The organism is Acinetobacter sp. NIPH 2100 (assembly GCF_000369805.1).
Taxonomy (GTDB): domain Bacteria; phylum Pseudomonadota; class Gammaproteobacteria; order Pseudomonadales; family Moraxellaceae; genus Acinetobacter.
Genome location: NZ_KB850224.1, coordinates 1,109,482 through 1,127,734, shown reverse-complemented (window position 1 = coordinate 1,127,734; position 18,253 = coordinate 1,109,482). Strand labels below are relative to the sequence as shown.

12 protein-coding genes are annotated in these 18,253 nt (G+C 42.1%); 5 read left to right on the top strand and 7 right to left on the bottom strand.

Annotation, left to right across the window (positions count from 1 at the left end):
- Positions 1 to 303 precede the first annotated feature (303 nt).
- Positions 304 to 663, top strand: coding sequence for a hypothetical protein (locus F887_RS12730; RefSeq protein ID WP_005150841.1), 360 nt, complete (start codon positions 304 to 306; stop codon positions 661 to 663).
- A gap of 402 nt (positions 664 to 1,065) precedes the next feature.
- Here F887_RS12730 and F887_RS12735 read toward each other — a convergent pair whose 3' ends face one another.
- The gene (locus F887_RS12735; protein WP_005292492.1) at positions 1,066 to 2,412 is read right to left on the bottom strand and encodes a PQQ-dependent sugar dehydrogenase; all 1,347 of its coding nucleotides are present in this window, start codon (positions 2,410 to 2,412) and stop codon (positions 1,066 to 1,068) included.
- Between the two features lie 111 nt (positions 2,413 to 2,523).
- Between F887_RS12735 and F887_RS12740 the strand changes: the two genes are divergently transcribed.
- Positions 2,524 to 3,105 (top strand): GNAT family N-acetyltransferase, encoded by a 582-nt coding sequence (locus F887_RS12740; protein ID WP_005292490.1) that lies wholly within the window; start codon positions 2,524 to 2,526, stop codon positions 3,103 to 3,105.
- 52 nt (positions 3,106 to 3,157) lie between these two features.
- Here the strand turns inward: F887_RS12740 and F887_RS12745 are convergent, their stop codons facing one another.
- Entirely contained in the window at positions 3,158 to 4,189 is a 1,032-nt protein-coding gene (locus F887_RS12745) for a LysR family transcriptional regulator (protein WP_005150845.1), read from the bottom strand.
- Positions 4,190 to 4,385: 196 nt separating this feature from the next.
- On the opposite strand from F887_RS12745, the gene F887_RS12750 reads away from it, so the two are divergent.
- From F887_RS12750 to F887_RS12760, 3 genes are read left to right on the top strand one after another with little or no spacing between them, the layout of a single operon-like run.
- Positions 4,386 to 5,609: an efflux RND transporter periplasmic adaptor subunit gene (locus F887_RS12750; RefSeq protein ID WP_005292488.1), complete on the top strand. Its 1,224-nt coding sequence runs from the start codon at positions 4,386 to 4,388 to the stop codon at positions 5,607 to 5,609.
- A gap of 5 nt (positions 5,610 to 5,614) precedes the next feature.
- Positions 5,615 to 8,794, top strand: a complete 3,180-nt coding sequence (adeG, locus tag F887_RS12755; RefSeq protein WP_005292486.1) for a multidrug efflux RND transporter permease subunit AdeG — start codon at positions 5,615 to 5,617, stop codon at positions 8,792 to 8,794.
- A gap of 10 nt (positions 8,795 to 8,804) precedes the next feature.
- On the top strand, positions 8,805 to 10,277 hold the full coding sequence (locus F887_RS12760; protein ID WP_005292483.1) for an efflux transporter outer membrane subunit: 1,473 nt from the start codon (positions 8,805 to 8,807) through the stop codon (positions 10,275 to 10,277).
- Positions 10,278 to 10,386: 109 nt separating this feature from the next.
- Here the strand turns inward: F887_RS12760 and F887_RS12765 are convergent, their stop codons facing one another.
- The 5 genes from F887_RS12765 to F887_RS12780 form a co-directional block, all read right to left on the bottom strand.
- Positions 10,387 to 11,274 carry a PoNe immunity protein domain-containing protein gene (locus tag F887_RS12765; protein ID WP_005292481.1) on the bottom strand — a complete coding sequence of 296 codons (888 nt, stop codon included), beginning with the start codon at positions 11,272 to 11,274 and terminating at the stop codon, positions 10,387 to 10,389.
- A gap of 80 nt (positions 11,275 to 11,354) precedes the next feature.
- Entirely contained in the window at positions 11,355 to 12,341 is a 987-nt protein-coding gene (locus F887_RS12770) for a PoNe immunity protein domain-containing protein (protein WP_005292479.1), read from the bottom strand.
- Positions 12,342 to 12,380: 39 nt separating this feature from the next.
- Positions 12,381 to 13,355 carry a PoNe immunity protein domain-containing protein gene (locus F887_RS12775; RefSeq protein WP_005292477.1) on the bottom strand — a complete coding sequence of 325 codons (975 nt, stop codon included), beginning with the start codon at positions 13,353 to 13,355 and terminating at the stop codon, positions 12,381 to 12,383.
- An 11-nt stretch (positions 13,356 to 13,366) separates the two neighbouring features.
- Positions 13,367 to 15,088: a hypothetical protein gene (locus F887_RS18140; protein ID WP_005292474.1), complete on the bottom strand. Its 1,722-nt coding sequence runs from the start codon at positions 15,086 to 15,088 to the stop codon at positions 13,367 to 13,369.
- Complete coding sequence (locus tag F887_RS12780) at positions 15,085 to 17,949, bottom strand: DUF2345 domain-containing protein (protein WP_005292472.1); 2,865 nt, start codon at positions 17,947 to 17,949, stop codon at positions 15,085 to 15,087. Before F887_RS12780 ends, F887_RS18140 begins: the two co-directional genes overlap by 4 nt.
- Positions 17,950 to 18,253: the final 304 nt, after the last annotated feature.

Here is an 18,253-nt window from a genome sequence, read left to right as displayed (position 1 = left end):
ACAATACGCCCATCCTCTGGTTTTCTATCCATTTCAAGCCAACTGGAAAATCTCAAATTAGGCGGGTAGCAAAAGCCTCTCTACTCTGAATCTCCTCATTTCGATATCTGGATAATTATTAAAGTACAAGTATTTACATGAACGATAAATATTTATGGCATTGTTCAGCTAAAATCAGAGCCAATAAGTGGGGTCTCTCACGTTGCTGAGTAGATGACATCTCTTCGTGCTCAACGTGGTTAAACATGCTTCTGATTCAGCAAAATAAATTTGCTCCTCAACAAACAAAGACAGGATAGTTTTATGGACAAACCTATACTATGCCCTAAATGCGGTTCTACAGAAATTGAAACACGCAATCATGACAAGTTACTCAGAACCACAGGTGGCGTTTTACTGATGGCGGCTGGAACAACTGCAGGAACAGTTGGTGGTGCAGCAAGTGGTGCTTCTGTTGGCGCAGCAATTGGAACTGTGGCTGGGCCTCTTGGTGTAATTGTAGGTGGAACGGTAGGCACTTTTGTTGGTGCAATCAGTGCAGGCGTTACAGGTGGAGTCATTGGTAATATTTTTGGAAAAAAAGCAGGCGTAATGGTCGATAAAAATATTTTTCAGGATTACCGCTGCTTAAAGTGCAAATATCGGTTTAAACAAAAGAAATAAGACGTCATTGAATTCAAATCAATGTGGGGAACAGATTCTAAGTCAGTTCTCCAAATACCTCTAGATTAGCTCCCGATCTGAATAAATAATACCCCTCCCTCCCCGTTCGAAAAGCCCGATCAGTCGTTTTTACAACGTCTACTTTTTACCCAAATCGTTGATTGGTATTTTTTAAATAAAAAAAATCTCAAACTCTTGGGGAAGAGAATGAGATTACGATAATAGACATTCCACAGAGAAGCTCATCGCGAATAAGATATTTATATCACACAAATATCTTATAATTGGATATTTGTCACATAATAAATACATAACTGTCTATCTAAACATTCCAACAGAGAGACAAAAAATTTTAACGTCAATTCAATAAGTTTAAATATTGGTGGTGATTAAGCCTCCTGCTTACTCTCGCATTGGCGTTTCATAAGTGGTTTGAGCGACAGGTGATACGCGCCAAATCACATCACCGACATCGTCAGCTACTAAAAGCGCACCTGAGAAATCAATCGCAACACCGACAGGTCTTCCAAATGCCTCACCTTTGTCACTTAAAAAGCCAGTCAATACATCTTGTGGTGGTCCAGAGGGTTGACCACTTCTAAACGGGACAAAAATCACTTTATAACCACTATGCGGTTTACGATTCCATGAGCCATGCTGGCCAATGAACGCCCCACCCCGATACTGCGGCATCAATTCAGTCGCATAAAATGCTAAACCTAAAGATGCGGTATGATTGCCCAATGCATAGTCGGGTTTAATCGCACGCTTGACCATCTCAGGTTGTTGTGGTTTTACTCGAGTGTCCACGTGCTGACCGTAATAGCTATAGGGCCAGCCATAAAATGCACCCTCTTTGACTGAGGTCATATAATCAGGAACTAAGTCATTACCCAGTTCATCACGTTCATTCACTACGGTCCACAATTGACCACCCTGCGGCTGCCATCCCATTCCATTCGGGTTACGTAGTCCAGTTGCAAATGGTTTAGCCTTACCTGAGGCAATATCAAACTCTAAAATCTGTGCTCGACCCTGCTCTTGCTCAATGCCATTTTCAGCCACGTTGCTGTTCGAACCAACTGAAATATACAACTTCGTGCCTGTTGGGTTGGCAATCACATTCTTGGTCCAATGATGATTGAGTTTTCCTGCGGGCAAATCCAAGACCTTGGTGCCAGGTGCAGTAATTTTTGTTGCACCCTCATGATAAGGAAAACGCATCAATGTATCGGTATTGGCGACATACAGTGTATCTCCCACCAAGGTCATACCGAACGGAGAATTTAGGTTTTCGAGAAAAATTGTATTTTTATCGGCAATACCATCACCATTGGTATCACGAAGCAAACGAATACGATTCGCGCTGGGAAATGAAGACCCCGCACGCTGCATCACCATTTTTGCGATTTTTCCGCGAATCCCTTTACTATCATCAGGTTTAACTGGCGCATCCGTTTCAGCCACCAAGACATCTCCATTGGGTAAGACATAAAGCCATCTTGGATGATCTAGTCCTTGAGCATATGCCTGAACTTTTAAACCTTCTGCTGGCCTAGGCATCATCCCTTTCGGCCAGCCTTTGGCAGGAGCAATATTGACTGTAGGCACTAAACTGGTTTGAGGTTTTGGTAATACGGGTTGTGAACCATAACTTGCTGTACTTGGCTGCTGAGATGATGCGGTACACCCCGAGAAAGTCAGCACAAGACTTGAAGCTAAAACAGAATGGGCAAGCCGAGTCAACATGATGGATCTCCTTTTATTTTTCTCACTACCACAAGAATAATTCGATGTATGATTGAGAAATAGTTGATTTGCTTAACAGATTGTCTCTCATGTAAATCAATCATTTTTTAAATGCGCTTGCTCACGACCCTGTTGCCTCATCCGTCCATAAAGGAAAACAGTATCAATATTATTTTAAGGCCACTGCAATATTCAGAAATTGATCTCATCTGGCAACAGATTAGTCGGCGTGAGCTGATTACCCAAAACTATGTCAAGCAATCCTTGCAACTAGAGGACTGCTTCTATGACGTACAGCAATGGGATGATGACCATCTACAGCATGATCCGCCAAAATTAAAACAGCTTTATCTACAACAGGCTGAGATGATTGGCGCGTTCAATCCAAAGGGAACATTGCTTGGCGTATCCGTCGTGTCCAATCAATTGATTCAGGATTATCCTGAGGCTAAACTTTTACAGTACTTTTATGTCGATGCCGATCATCAAGGGCAAGGAATCGGTGCATTGTTAATGCAAAGCGCAATACATTCTGCACATAAGCTCGGCGCTAAACATCTTTATATTTCAGCCACACCGAGCAAAAGAACTGTCGATTTTTACATGAAGCATGGTGCTAAACTACTCGATCATCCAGACCCACACTTGTGGCAGTTAGAACCTGAAGATATTCATCTGCTGTGTGAAGTGTAATCGCCAAAGCGTCGATCATAGAGATATGGATTGATCGACGCTGGTCATTTACTCAGGTCTTTAACGCTCGTGCCTCAGCAATATTATGCTGCTCAACCAAAGTACGAATGGTATATTCATGATTGGTTTTCTGGTCACAAGCAAATTCACATTTTTGATCCAACGGCAACGCACTACCGCCAAGCAATGGACAACCAGCAAACAGCTCCGCTACCCAATCAACAAAGACTCTGACTTTGTGTGATAAATGCCGACTCTGTAAATAAACCACCGAAATTGGCATCGGTGCAGGTGTCCATTGAGGCAGGACTTCTTTTAGAGTCCCCGCCTCAAAATGGTTGGTCAGCATATAGCGTGGGCCTTGAATCAGACCAAAGCCTTGCAAGGCCAAATCAATATAAGCGTCGCCATCATTAACAGACACATGTCCATTGACACTGACACTTTGGATTAAGTCATCGACCACAAAATCCCAGTCAAAATTACGTCCTGTGCGGCTGGAAAAGAAATGAATGGCTTGGTGATTTTTTTGCAGATCATGAAGTGTTTTAGGTTCGCCATATTTTTCTAAGTAGCATGCGGATGCCGCTGTTGCACACTGAAAAGTTCCAATACGGCGTGCAATCAGACTCGAATCCTGTAATTCCCCCACCCGAATTGCACAATCTACGGCTTCGCCCACCAAGTCCACAGGGCGATCATTCATCCCGATCACCAAATCAATATCGGGATAGCGGTTATGAAATTCTCTTAGTCGTGGAATGAGAATCAAACGACCAATCGACACAGGCACATCAATACGCAATCGTCCTCGTGGCCCTCGTTCTTCATCATGGAAAGACGCTTCAATATCTTCGACATCCGCCAAGATTCTGAGCGTACGGTCATAATACACTGCACCATCGGGTGTGAGGCTGAGTTTACGCGTGGTTCGATTCAGTAAGCGAACTTGTAAATGTTTTTCTAAAGCCTGAATCGTGGTCGTGACCGATGCGCGTGGTAGTCCAAGGCTATCTGCAGCCAGACTAAAGCTGTTGGTTTCAACCACTTTATTAAAGACTTTCATTGCATGAAATAGATCCACTGGCCCACTCCTATTGATGCATTTTTTGGCTATGACACATCAATTATTATAAAAATACGAATAGTGTTATCAAATTTAGTATATTTATTCGTAATTGACAAACTTTTATGCTCCTTTCATTCCATAAACCTGTTTCTCCCATACAGACCAAAACAAAAAGTCTGAAAACAGGGATTCAAATAACCAGGAGCATCCCATGTCACTTTCCCGCAAACAGCTGACGCTGTCTGCTGTCATTATTGCCATTTTAGCAACAGGTGGCAGTTTTATTCTCTTCCAAGAAAATGCAGATGCGAAAGCTACCCCAGCAGCAAGTTCACCGCCAGCCGCAACCGTGGATGTGGCCAGTGTACTCAGTAAAACCATTACGGACTGGCAAGAATATTCTGGACGTCTCGAAGCGATTGATCAGGTTGATGTTCGCCCCCAAGTTTCAGGCAAGCTGATTGCAGTCCATTTTAAAGATGGCAGTTTGGTGAACAAGGGTGACTTACTGTTCACCATTGACCCACGTCCTTTTGAAGCAGAATTGAATCGGGCCAAAGCACAACTGGCTTCTGCTGAAGCACAAGTGACTTATAGCTCAGCAAACTTGGGACGAAACCAGCGTTTAATCCAGAGTAATGCGATTGCCCATCAAGAACTCGATCAAGCAGAAAATGAAGCGCGTTCGGCTAACGCTAACCTGCAAGCGGCCAAAGCTGCAGTCGAAACCGCACGTTTAAATTTGGAATACACCCGTATTACCGCACCTGTCAGTGGCCGCATTTCCCGTGCCGAAGTCACGGTGGGTAACGTGGTTTCAGCAGGTAATGGCGCACAGGTGCTGACCAGTTTGGTATCCGTTTCTCGTCTTTATGCATCTTTCGATGTGGATGAACAAACCTATCTGAAATACATCAGCAATCAACGGAATTCAGCCCAAGTGCCTGTTTATCTTGGTCTTGCCAATGAATCTGGTTTTAGCCGTGAAGGTTATATCAGTTCTATCGATAACAATTTAAATACCACCTCAGGCACGATCCGTGTACGTGCAACATTTGATAATCCCAAAGGCGTAATGCTACCAGGACTCTATGCACGCATTCGCTTGGGTGGTGGGCAACCTCGCGCAGCCATTCTGATTAGCCCAACGGCGATTGGTGTTGATCAAGACAAACGCTTTGTAGTCGTTGTCGATGCGAAAAATCAAACCGCTTATCGCGAAGTTAAATTGGGTGCTCAGCAAGATGGCTTGCAAATCATTAATAGCGGTCTGCAAGTGGGTGATCGCATTGTCGTGAATGGATTACAACGTATTCGACCAGGTGATTCTGTCAAACCTCACCTCATTACTATGCCAAACCCTCAAATTACTGTCGATAACAGCGCACAACAACCTCAGCCTACAGATAAAACCCCAACTTCGGCAAAAGGTTAATCCTTATGAATATTTCTAAGTTTTTTATTGATCGTCCGATCTTTGCCGGGGTGCTGTCCGTCCTGATTTTACTGGCAGGCTTACTCTCTGTTTTCAAATTACCGATTTCTGAATACCCTGAAGTGGTGCCACCCTCTGTGGTGGTCCGTGCACAATATCCAGGCGCCAACCCCAAAGTGATTGCTGAAACAGTTGCTTCTCCACTAGAGGAATCCATCAATGGTGTTGAGAACATGCTGTATATGCAGTCTCAGGCCAACAGCGATGGTAACTTAACCATTACTGTCAATTTCAAGCTTGGAATTGATCCAGATAAAGCACAACAACTGGTCCAGAATCGGGTTTCTCAAGCCCTGCCTCGTTTGCCTGAAGATGTACAACGTCTCGGTGTGACTACGCTAAAAAGCTCACCCACCTTGACCATGGTGGTGCATCTCACCTCACCAGACAATCGCTATGACATGACCTACTTGCGTAACTATGCCGTACTCAATGTCAAAGACCGTCTGGCACGCTTACAAGGTGTGGGTGAAGTCGGCCTGTTTGGTTCGGGTGATTACGCCATGCGCGTATGGTTGGACCCACAAAAAGTGGCGCAACGTAACCTCACCGCCACTGAAATTGTCAACGCGATTCGTGAACAGAATATTCAGGTTGCCGCAGGTACTATCGGTGCTGCACCAAACAATTCACCTTTACAGCTCTCGGTGAATGCACAAGGTCGTTTAAGTACCGAACAGGAATTTGCCGATATTGTTTTAAAAACAGCTGCAGATGGTGCAGTGACTCGACTCGGTGATGTCGCACGTGTTGAACTTGCCGCTTCGCAATATGGTTTACGTTCATTGCTTGACAATAAACAGGCGGTGGCGATTCCAATTTTCCAAGCACCGGGTGCCAATGCCTTACAGGTCTCTGACCAAGTACGTAGCACCATGGCGGAACTGTCCAAAGATTTTCCATCTTCAATTAAATACGACATCGTTTACGACCCCACCCAATTCGTACGCTCAAGTATCAAAGCAGTGATTCACACTTTGCTTGAAGCGATTGCGCTGGTGGTTGTCGTGGTGATCCTGTTTTTACAAACATGGCGCGCTTCAATTATTCCGTTACTGGCAGTGCCTGTTTCAATCATTGGTACCTTCGCCTTGATGCTGGCCTTTGGTTATTCCATCAATGCCCTGTCACTGTTCGGAATGGTACTCGCCATCGGGATCGTGGTCGATGATGCCATCGTGGTAGTCGAGAACGTCGAAAGGAATATTGAAGCAGGACTCAGTCCAAGAGATGCCACCTACCGCGCCATGCGTGAAGTCAGTGGACCGATTATCGCGATTGCGTTGACACTGGTTGCCGTGTTTGTCCCTCTGGCCTTTATGACGGGATTAACCGGGCAATTCTATAAGCAATTCGCCATGACCATTGCCATCTCTACCGTGATTTCGGCATTCAACTCACTCACCCTATCTCCTGCTTTGGCTGCCATGTTACTCAAAGGACATGATGCTAAACCTGACTTTTTGACCCGCGTAATGAACCGTATCTTCGGACGCTTCTTCGCACTGTTTAACCGTGTGTTCTCACGTGCCTCGGATCAATATGGTCGAGGGGTGAATCGAGTCATTTCCCATAAAGCTTCAGCGATGGGTGTTTATGCAGCCCTGCTTGGCCTGACCATTGGTATTTCTTATATTGTTCCGGGTGGTTTTGTGCCTGCGCAAGATAAGCAGTACCTGATCAGCTTTGCCCAACTACCCAATGGTGCTTCACTGGATCGAACCGAAAATGTCATCCGTAAAATGAGTGATGCCGCGCTAAAACAGCCTGGTGTAGAAAGTGCTGTGGCTTTCCCAGGTTTATCGATTAATGGTTTTACCAACAGTTCCAGTGCAGGGATTGTGTTTGTCACCTTAAAACCTTTCGCTGAACGCAAAGCAGCTGATCTTTCTGCCAATGCCATTGCAGGTGCTTTAAATCAGAAATATTCAGCGATTCAGGATGCTTATATTGCGGTCTTCCCACCACCACCGGTGATGGGTCTCGGCACCATGGGCGGCTTTAAACTCCAGCTGGAAGATCGTGGTGCTTTAGGCTATGCCGAGTTAAATAATGCAGCACAATCCTTTATGAAAGCGGCACAATCTGCACCTGAGTTGGGGCCAATGTTCTCTAGCTATCAAATCAATGTGCCACAACTGAATGTTGATCTGGATCGGGTCAAAGCCAAACAACAAGGCGTTGCAGTCACCGATGTATTTAGCACCATGCAGATTTATCTCGGTTCACAATATGTGAATGACTTTAACCGCTTTGGTCGCGTCTATCAGGTACGTGCTCAAGCCGATGCACCATTCCGTGCCAATCCAGAAGATATTTTACAGCTTAAAACCCGTAACAATGCTGGGCAAATGGTGCCACTGTCTTCTCTGGTCAATGTCACTCAAACCTATGGCCCAGAAATGGTGGTGCGTTATAACGGCTATACCGCAGCAGATATTAACGGTGGTCCTGCACCGGGTTATTCATCGAGCCAAGCCGAAGCAGCAGTTGAACGAATTGCCGCTGAAACCTTGCCACGTGGTGTGAAATTTGAATGGACTGACCTGACCTATCAAAAAATCTTGGCAGGTAATGCTGGATTGTGGGTCTTCCCGATCAGCGTGTTGTTGGTATTCTTGGTCTTGGCGGCACAATATGAAAGCCTCACTTTACCATTGGCTGTGATCCTGATTGTACCGATGGGTATCTTGGCAGCACTGACAGGCGTTTGGCTCACAGGTGGAGATAACAATATCTTTACCCAAATCGGCTTGATGGTACTGGTCGGGCTGGCCTGTAAGAATGCCATTTTGATTGTCGAATTTGCCAGAGAACTGGAAATGCAAGGCGCGACAGCATTCAATGCTGCGGTTGAAGCCAGCCGTTTGCGTTTGCGTCCGATCCTGATGACTTCAATCGCCTTCATTATGGGTGTAGTTCCACTGGTCACATCAACAGGCGCAGGTGCTGAAATGCGCCATGCCATGGGCGTTGCAGTATTCTTTGGCATGATTGGAGTCACCTTCTTTGGTTTATTCCTGACCCCTGCCTTCTATGTGTTGATTCGTACCCTGAACAGCAAACATAAACTGCATTCGGCAGCTGTGCATGAAGCACCACTGCACAGTTCACATGATCACTAAGGAGCAGGATATGACAGGATTCAAACCACATTGGATACTCTCCTCACTCATGGGAAGCCTGCTGCTTGCAGGCTGCTCATTGGCACCTGAATATCAACCGGCCAAGGTGATTATTCCACTGCAATTTAAAGAAGCGGATGCCAAACTGGATAATCCTAACTGGAGCATTGCCCAACCCGCTGATGCACAGTCTCGCGGTGAATGGTGGCATATTTTTAATGATCCACAACTGAATGATCTGGAACAACAGGCAATTGCGGGGAACCAGAACCTAAAAGCGGCAGCAGCCAATATTCAGGCATCACGCGCCTTGAGGTCTGCTGCACAAGCTGAACGTTTACCTAGCATCGGCGCAGGTTTTGGGCCAACCCGTCAAAAGCCTTCACCCGCTTCTTTAGGGCTCGATTCGGATGAATCCACATCAGCGCGTACCTTATGGCGGACACAAGCCAATGTCTCCTATGAACTGGACCTATTTGGACGGATTGCCAGCAGTGTCAATGCCGCAACGGCTGATGTACAGCAACAAGAAGCCTTGTATCATTCAGCATTGTTAGCACTGCAAGCCGATGTTGCCCAAGCTTATTTTTTGATTCGTCAATTCGATGCTGAACAAGCCATCTATGAACAAAATATCAAACTGCTGACGGAAACACACAATTTGATTCAAGCACGCTATCGCAATGGCTTGGTTAGTGATCTGGACGTTTCTCGCGCACAGACTGAACTTTCTACCGCACAGACCAATGCACTCAGCATTGCACGGAGTCGAGCCAATACCGAACATGCATTGGCGGTATTACTAGGTAAACCCCCTGCTGATTTCAGCTTAGCGATTCAACCCTTGTCGGCCGCTGCAATTCGCCTGCCTGCGGGTTTACCGTCGACGCTTCTTGAACGTCGTCCTGACATTGCTGCCGCAGAACGCGCTATGGCAGCCGATAACGCCCGAATCGGTATTGCACGTGCTGCCTTTTTCCCCAAACTTGATCTTACAGGTGCACTGGGTTATGAATCTGCAAGTTTAGGTGATTTAGGCAAATGGTCGAGTCGAACTTTTTTACTCGGTCCCGTTGCGGGCACAATTTTGTCTTTACCATTGTTTGATGGCGGGCAACGTAAGGCGGGCGTCGCTCAGGTGCGAGCAGGCTATGAGCAAAGCGTGGCCAATTATCGGCAGACGGTACTGAATGCTTTTCGTGAGGTTGAAAATGGCTTGTCTGATCAGCGTATTCTGGATGAGCAAATACAGGCACAGGGTCAGGCACTTGCTTCATCCCGACATGCTAATCAGCTTTCACATTTGCGTTATCGTGAAGGCAGTATCAGCTATTTGGACGTGATTGATTCTGATCGGAGTATCTTGCAGCAGGAGCAATTGGCTACGCAGCTTCATGGTAGTCGAATGATTGCCAGTGTAGATCTCATCCGTGCTTTAGGTGGTGGTTGGCATACACGGTCATCAGAACTTGTACGACAATAAAGTAGATTTTAAATAGACTTAGTTAGTGCAATAAGTTAAAGCCTCATCATGTATGGGGCTTTAATTCAATTGTTATTTTTCAATATGTCTAATCCATTGCACGATATTTTTAGAATGAAAATTGACTCCGAGCAAAATCAACCAAATCTTTTGGATAGAACTGATGTTCACGATATGACGTATCCTCTATATCCAGCAACCACGTTACTGCTGCTGCTTCCCATGACCAATAGCCATAATAGCTAACTCCAGATCTAATGTCTGGTTGAGGATGTTGATCATGGTAAGGTTCTCGACGGCTCGCCTCATACCAGTCTTCTAGGTATTGCAGCATTAAAGCTGGACGCTGTTCAGGTGAAGCATTAAACACTTTAATCAGCTTACGATAAGGCAAATGTCGTCTTGCTTCATCTGGTGGAGTTCCACGATCTGCAACAAAAGGGGCAACTAAACGTTCAATCAGCCCATCCTTTTCCTGTCCCTCTGGAGAAACATCATCAACATAATCAATAATCGGCATAATCCGATCCATCTGATCCGCATAACCAGTCAACAGTCCAAAACAAATCAGACGTAACGCAATATACCAATAGTCTTCTGTTCCTAAACTGATATGCCAAACAAATCGTCCATCTGCCTCTGGGCTTTGATGATATTGACTGTGAATTTCGGCATATTCTTCTGTCCAGTTTAAAAGATATGGGTAAAGTTCCTGAATAAATGCAATATTTCCACCAGCAGAGTACTGTAATGACATTAAATTTAAGACATCTTTTACTCTTTGATGTCCAGCAGCCATCATTTTACTGGATTTAGCATTTGCCTTATATTTTTGAAAACCGTCAGTTACTGAATAAACACCATTAAGAAAAGCATCAAACCGCCTTTGATACATATCTTCTTGTAAGAAACTATCTCTATATTTTCCATAATTTAGTATTTGTTGATTAAACCACTGTTCCCAATCAATATTTAAATCATTTATTTGGTTATTCAACTTTCTTACTCCGGCAACATATCATTTGGTAAAAGTAAAAAACCATCCAAATAAGGATGGCTTTTTCTCAAATGATTAAATTATTTTTCACCATCCCAATACCAATATACTTCCCCCCAGTCCTGATCTTTAATTTTTGGTAAGATCTCTCCCTGATTAAAATATTGGCGTGATTTTTCTTTTACTATGTTATACCAATAGCCAGACTTTGGACTTACATCACCAGCTAACACTTTAATTTTTTCAAAATTTAATTCAATATCATTTTCTTTTTTATTATTTCTAATCCATTGCACTATATCTTTTGGATAATATAAATATTTATGCAAAGAAGTATCATCCAAGTCAAGCATATATACTAAAAAAGCAGCCTCAAATGCCCAATACCCGACATATGAAAAACCATTATCTAAGTCTAAGTGACTATTATACCAAAGAGTATTTTTATGAATCCCATACCAATCTGACAAATAACTATCTAGCACTTCAAGAGCATGAGCTTTATCATCTTTATCTAAAACATTATCTATCACATCACATAGAGGAGAGTAATCATAACTATAAACTCCATCATTATTTGTATTTGGATGCTTAGGATCTAAAATTTTGAAAAATTTATTTATAACCTCATCCTCTCCCGTTTGACCTTCATTTTCCCCATTGATTAACTCTTTTATAGTTGGCAGCATTTTTTTCTGATTAAGTAAAACAGCCAAACTGATCATTGATAATGCAATAAAACCACCTTCACCATTAATTACTGATGGCTTTACTGTTCCTTTAAAAACTGCTAATGCTTCTGCCTGTTTTGTGTAACCAACTATTATATTTTCAAATAAAGGAAAAAGCTCTTCTATAGGTTCTCCAGATGTATATCCTAGAAGAAGCAGATCCCAATATGTCAGTGTAATCGATTGCCATCTAGATGCCTCACCACAATTATATTCATCATCTTCATATGCATCACTTTCTAGATATAAAGGAATTCCTTCTTCATGATATTCCTTCGATTTTATACAATATCTCTCTGTTATAAAAAGCTGTCTTTTCTTATTTTCAAAATCCATATTTATTCCAAACAAATAATGCCCTATAGGGCACTATTCTTATTCCACTAAATACCAAATCGTCAATCCCCATGGATTGTTTTTAATCTCAGGCATCTTTTCGCCTTGCTTAAAATGACGCTTTTCCATATTATTAGCGGGACTATACCAGTCACCTGTTTTTGGGCAATTTTCACCAGCTTCACATCTAAGCTGATTTCCTTGCTTATTGCTAACATCATTTGCTAGTGGTACAAAAGTCTTCGCAAATTGAACTAAATCTTTCGGATAATATAAATATTGATGAAGACTGCTATCGTCTTCAATTTCTAATAAGTAGACTGCTGCACCTGCTTCGAAAGCCCAATACCCAAAATATCCGTCATCACTTAAATGACTATCATGCCAAGGAGCTGCTGATAAATCCTTATACCATTTTTTTAGAAAACCATTTAATAAGTTTAATGCTTGTATTTTATTAGGTTCACTTAATGCATCAGCAAAAAGACCGTAACATCCAGAAACACAATCATCAGTTTCATACCGCTCTAACTCTTTAGAGTAATTAAGAAGCTCTTCTATATTGAAATCAATACCTGCATTTTCCTCATCCTCACCATCAACTAGACGAGCAACTCTTGGTAATAAATCCTGTCGATGCAATAAATAACATAAGCTTATTAGCCATAAATAAGGACAATACCCATCAAAAGATCTTATTGGAAATGCCATTTCATTTGGATCACCGCTATTTTGTACTAATGCCTTTAAATAATTTTCATAAGCAACAACTACATTTTCTAATGCATAACGTAAACTTTCAATAGACTCACCAGCGGTATATGACAATATAAAATTATTAAATGTCCCTTCAGCTATACCAAACCACATTGATAAATGCCATCCAACATCAGCACCTTCTGATTTACTCAAATTATCTTTTTGCCTTTGCATTACACGTAAAGTTAAATCCCTAGTGCCATGAAAATTTGCTTCCGTCAAAAACTGTTGTCTTCTTTCAGTCAAAAAACTCATAAAAAGTACCTTTATCTAATTCTTTTATCGCGTGATTTGTCAAAAACTTTTGCCTTATTGTCTGCCTCTTTTGCTATGGCAGCATCCCCCCATTCCCTTGTAACTTCATGTGCAATGTGTATCTCATGATTGATCTTTTCTCCTGAAGCTTTTTGTGCAAGGGCTGTTAAATGGCTGCCTATTTGTGGAATTGAAAAAAATAATACACAACGACTATAAACTTTATTTGTATCAGATAATAAATCTTCTTTAGCAAAGAGATCATTTAGCACTAATCGAGTAGATCTTAATCTTGTTTGAATCCAGTTATGACTCATTTGCATAACTTTACCATTATCTTTTCTACTTCGTTCTCCACCAACATCTAAGCTTCCACCTTTCGAATTCGTTGTCGAGTTCTTATTTTTTTGTTTCTTCTGCTTTTGACTTTGACCTTGACGCCTTTTTTGTTCAGTTTGTAAATCTGCTCCATTTTTATCTTTCGCATCATTTAATAGTTCACCAAGACTTTTAATAGGGTTCTCACTAAGTTTTGCTTCAATAATTGCATATGGTTTACCAGTATTAGTTTTCCACACACCATCAATTCCACGACCACGAGATTTTATCTCCAGTAGTTGAACCATTTTCCCGCCATCATTTAACTTATGTGAGTTAATTGCATTAACACCATCATGCTTCGCTGTATCCTTTCCCCATCCTTTGATTTGCTGACAATGATAATCAGCCATATGCTCACCAAGGATTCCTTTCAGCTTATTTGTGAAATCCCCAATTTTATCAATGGTATGTTGAGTTGCATTAACCCTATTTCCCGTTCCCTTTTCAACAGTCTGACGTTCATTACTATTTACTTTATCGTGATCAGCACGTTTCTCACCTCCTATTTTCTTTTTATCGACATCTTGCTTTTTCGCATCAACTTTCTTATCCGCTACTTTACTACTCGTAACTTTATTATCTACTTTCTTACTGGCTGTAGAGCCACTATTTACTTTTTTCTGAGTATTATTTCCAACAAGCTTAACCTTAGATTTCTCATGTGAATTCTTAGCTTTATTACCTGTAGAAAGTGCTATCGTTGCAGCTGCATTAACAACTTTATATCCTTCTTCCCCAATCATATCGATTACAAAGTCTTGCATCGCTTTAAAGCCCATATCAAATCCTTTTTTAATCGGATCACGGACCTTCTTCACTTGCGGACGCATTCTTCTTGCCAATAACTCAAGGTTATCTGGTACCCACCAACGTGGAACAGACAAATATGCCAATAATTGATCTAAAGAATTAAACGCAATATTCAACTGCTGTAAAGCCTGAGCTTTACGTTGAGCCCATGGAAAAGTTTTTAAATACTTGATTGAGCTACCTTTACTCATACCAAGCATACGATCAATAGAACTCCAAGTCTTTGCATCAATTTTTTTAACGACTTTGCGTGATTTCCATAATGGCTTAAATACACCTTTAAATAGGCTTCCAACTTCTGGTATACACCCAATAGCGGCGAATGATAGATCTACCCAGTCATCAATTGTACAATTTGCTGGCCCTTTGTTCGTAATCCGGCAAACCATGCCAGCGACATCTCGTACATCTAAAACCTGATCTGCAATTGGAATTAATCCAATGACTGCATTAGCAATAATAGACATATTTGAAGGATTCTCTTTAAAATCCCCCATAATTAAATCTTCTAAAAATTCAATTGCATCATCTACAACGCTCATTCGAAACCACCATTCTTATAATATTCTTGTTCTAATTTTTTCAATTCGGCTTGCATTTTCTCTTTTTCAACATTATTCGGTTTAATATTTTCTAATGGTGGTGGAACCCACTCGACAGGGTCTTCACCAAACTCAACCATATATTTTTTATCCATTGGCACGCCTTCAACTTTGGCATAACCTTTATCATCTAAAATACCACTTAAAATAGAGCCATCTTCTAAAATGACTTTATATGCAGCCCCTTTAATCGGGGTCAAATCATCATAGTGATAATTAAGTTCTATAAACCGATTGTTATCCATGATGGGTAGAGCTGGAAATTCGACCATTGCACTCGCCCCACCCATAAACAAATGCTGTCCCGCCTTCACCTCAAACTTGCCACCCGTGATCGGGAAAATCCCTGAGCCATTCAGCTTGATTTGGGAACCACCTGCGGTAATCACAATTTCTTTAGGACTGGTGATCTCAATACGGTCTTCGGTCGAAATGATCTGAATCCCTTGCTTGGCAAGTAAATCCATCCCATCCGATTGAGCATGTACTTCAAACTTACCTTTGGCAGCCACCTGCTTGATACCATTCTGCGCTGCAAAAAGACTAATTCTATTTTGAGCATGGCCAATCAGATTCTTCTGCGTACTTAAATTAATACTATCGCCTGCAATCTGATTGATCTGCCCATCTGCAGAAATATGAATATCTTCGTTGCTACTTAAACCAATGCCTGCAGGCGAATGAAGTAACAACATCGCTTTATTAAATTTGGCAATCTTTGCCTCAATCTGTTCTGCAAATTGTTTTAATTGCTCAACTGATTCAATTTCATCCGTTTGCTGGTTCTTGGCAACCTCGCTTAACGCTTTGGCATTGCTTTGATTACTTTCAATCTGCTGTTTGGCTGGTTCAGCATCAAGATGTTCACCTTGTGCCTGATCTTGCTTTTGTGTACTGAGCAATAAGCCTTGCCCTGCACGCACGGCACCCCATTGGTCAGTCCTAAGTTCAAAACCTTCACCACGATCTTCGCTTTCAGCTTTATCTTTCGGATGGCTGAGTTTACCGAGATTGAGTTGGCTAGCAGCATGGCTACTTTGTAGTTGTGCGCTGATCTGACCCGTCGTGTCATCAAAACGAAGTTGGTTAAAACCTTCACCTTGATATTCTTTGGATTTAATTCCTGCCAGTTTCTTGGTATCAGGAAGCTTACCTGCATTGTCAAACTTGGTTGGGCTGCGTTGTGCTTCATGGATCCGCCCAACCACATAGGGACGGTCAATATTTCCATCAAAGAAGTTGATCACCACGATCTCACCAATCCGCGGTAAGAACCGTGCACCATAGCCCTCACCTGCCCATGGGGTTAATACATCGACCCATGCAGAGTCATTGTCATTGTCATTGGCACCCGCACCACCATCATGGCTATGGTCTTCTGTTCGGGTAAACAAGAAACGGACTTTAATTCTGCCCCATTCATCCACATGGATTTCTTCACCGCTTGGCCCAACAACTTTAGCGCGTTGTGGATGAGTCGCAGGTCGATGTTGTAGCGGGTTGTATTCAGGTACCAGACCAATATTTCGTCGTTGCAGTGTTAATTGATTGGCTTGGCGCTCATCAGATGCAGCATGATGGATAGGGCTACTTTGCCAATGACTTTGTTGAAGCAAAGTCGCGACTTGATCATTTAAATCTTTGGGTAAATTATTCTGGTTATAAAAGGTTTTCGAGCTGATCAGAAATTCTTTATCTGCTCCTGAATGCTGATCAATCTCAGGATGTTCATTCAGTTCAAACCAGTAGCCGACATGAGTATCGCGCACTGTAGATGTCGCAACGAATTGCTTGGCCTGCGAATCATAATATTGGCTTAAGTTCTGATTCAGTTTCTCAATTTGAGCATTGCCCGCTTTGGTCGTGCCATCCTCACCGTTTAAATCTTGAATCCATGCAGGTGAAAAATGCCATGCCTGCTCTAAAGCAAGTTGCTGGTTATCGTGCTGATCACTATGGCTGTGTTTACTTTGAACACTCCCTGCACCTTCATCTTGTTCCAAAGCATCGGCTTGCCAACGTTGCACATGCACCGCACTCGGTTGTATTGAACGCTGTGCCACAAATGTGGTGATGCTATCTTGTGTTTCAGTGGCACTACTACGATGAAAACGGATATTACGGCGGTCTAAGGCTTTATATTGATTATTGTCATCGATTAATCGAAGCTTCTGCGCCTGAATTTGTTCGCTTGAATTCGATACTTTAAGTTGAGCCTCATCAATTAACCAGTTAATCCCTTCGCTTCGCATCAAACGCGTGAGAAAGTCATAATCAGTTTCATTACTCTGCATAATAAATGGTCGAATGTCGTATTGCTGACTTAAACCACTTAAATCCAAACTTAAACTCGCTGCAAATAATGAATTCTTGGATTGCCATTCTTTAAAAATGGTTTGAATCACATCGACCACTGATTTCGCCATAAAAACACGGCTGTTACGGCGGTGTTTCCATAAGGCGGTCGGATCTTGCACACCAAGTCGATAAATCGTCAGTGAACCGTCACTTGCACCAATATCAGCGTGGGTTACGATACCTGTAATACGCGTAAGTTCAGCTTTATCCGTTACAATATCAATCGCAACCTGACTACCGATAAAACTTTTTAAAGGGATAACCGCATTGGTCGAAAGGCAAAGTAACTGCAGATCAATGCCATGATTCAGTTGATGTAGACCATCGATACGTTGTAAGAAAACTTGGCTATTCAAAGATGAATTTGAAAACTGGGCATGAATCGCACGTTTCTGTGCTGTAAGCCCCAAACTATCTAAAGCCTGAAATATATTATTCGACATCTTTTTTATAGATTATCTGCTTAAATTTAGCGAATTTTAATCAAAATATAGATTTCATTCCATACAGAACCGTCTATTTATGACAATTTACGTCACTTTTTTGTTGGATTTATTTTACCGAATTGGGCCAAATTCACCTATAATTTTGAATTAAAAAGTTTTTTTATAAAATACTCAAATGGAACAGCCTTAAGTTTATTTCAATTTTTCTGGTCAATACTCTTTTTTATAAGGGAATTAATGAGGAATTGAATGAACAAAAAAAATCGTTCAGCTAAATCCATCTTTTATTGAAATAAAGGCA

Excerpts from the sequence above, each read along its gene's own strand:
- F887_RS12730 (WP_005150841.1), top strand. The coding sequence starts at position 304 with ATGGACAAACCTATACTATGCCCTAAATGCGGTTCTACAGAAATTGAA.
- F887_RS12735 (WP_005292492.1), bottom strand. The coding sequence starts at position 2,412 with ATGTTGACTCGGCTTGCCCATTCTGTTTTAGCTTCAAGTCTTGTGCTG.
- F887_RS12740 (WP_005292490.1), top strand. The coding sequence starts at position 2,524 with ATGCGCTTGCTCACGACCCTGTTGCCTCATCCGTCCATAAAGGAAAAC.
- F887_RS12750 (WP_005292488.1), top strand. The coding sequence starts at position 4,386 with ATGTCACTTTCCCGCAAACAGCTGACGCTGTCTGCTGTCATTATTGCC.
- adeG (WP_005292486.1), top strand. The coding sequence starts at position 5,615 with ATGAATATTTCTAAGTTTTTTATTGATCGTCCGATCTTTGCCGGGGTG.
- F887_RS12760 (WP_005292483.1), top strand. The coding sequence starts at position 8,805 with ATGACAGGATTCAAACCACATTGGATACTCTCCTCACTCATGGGAAGC.
- F887_RS12770 (WP_005292479.1), bottom strand. The coding sequence starts at position 12,341 with ATGGATTTTGAAAATAAGAAAAGACAGCTTTTTATAACAGAGAGATAT.
- F887_RS12775 (WP_005292477.1), bottom strand. The coding sequence starts at position 13,355 with ATGAGTTTTTTGACTGAAAGAAGACAACAGTTTTTGACGGAAGCAAAT.
- F887_RS18140 (WP_005292474.1), bottom strand. The coding sequence starts at position 15,088 with ATGAGCGTTGTAGATGATGCAATTGAATTTTTAGAAGATTTAATTATG.
- F887_RS12780 (WP_005292472.1), bottom strand. The coding sequence starts at position 17,949 with ATGTCGAATAATATATTTCAGGCTTTAGATAGTTTGGGGCTTACAGCA.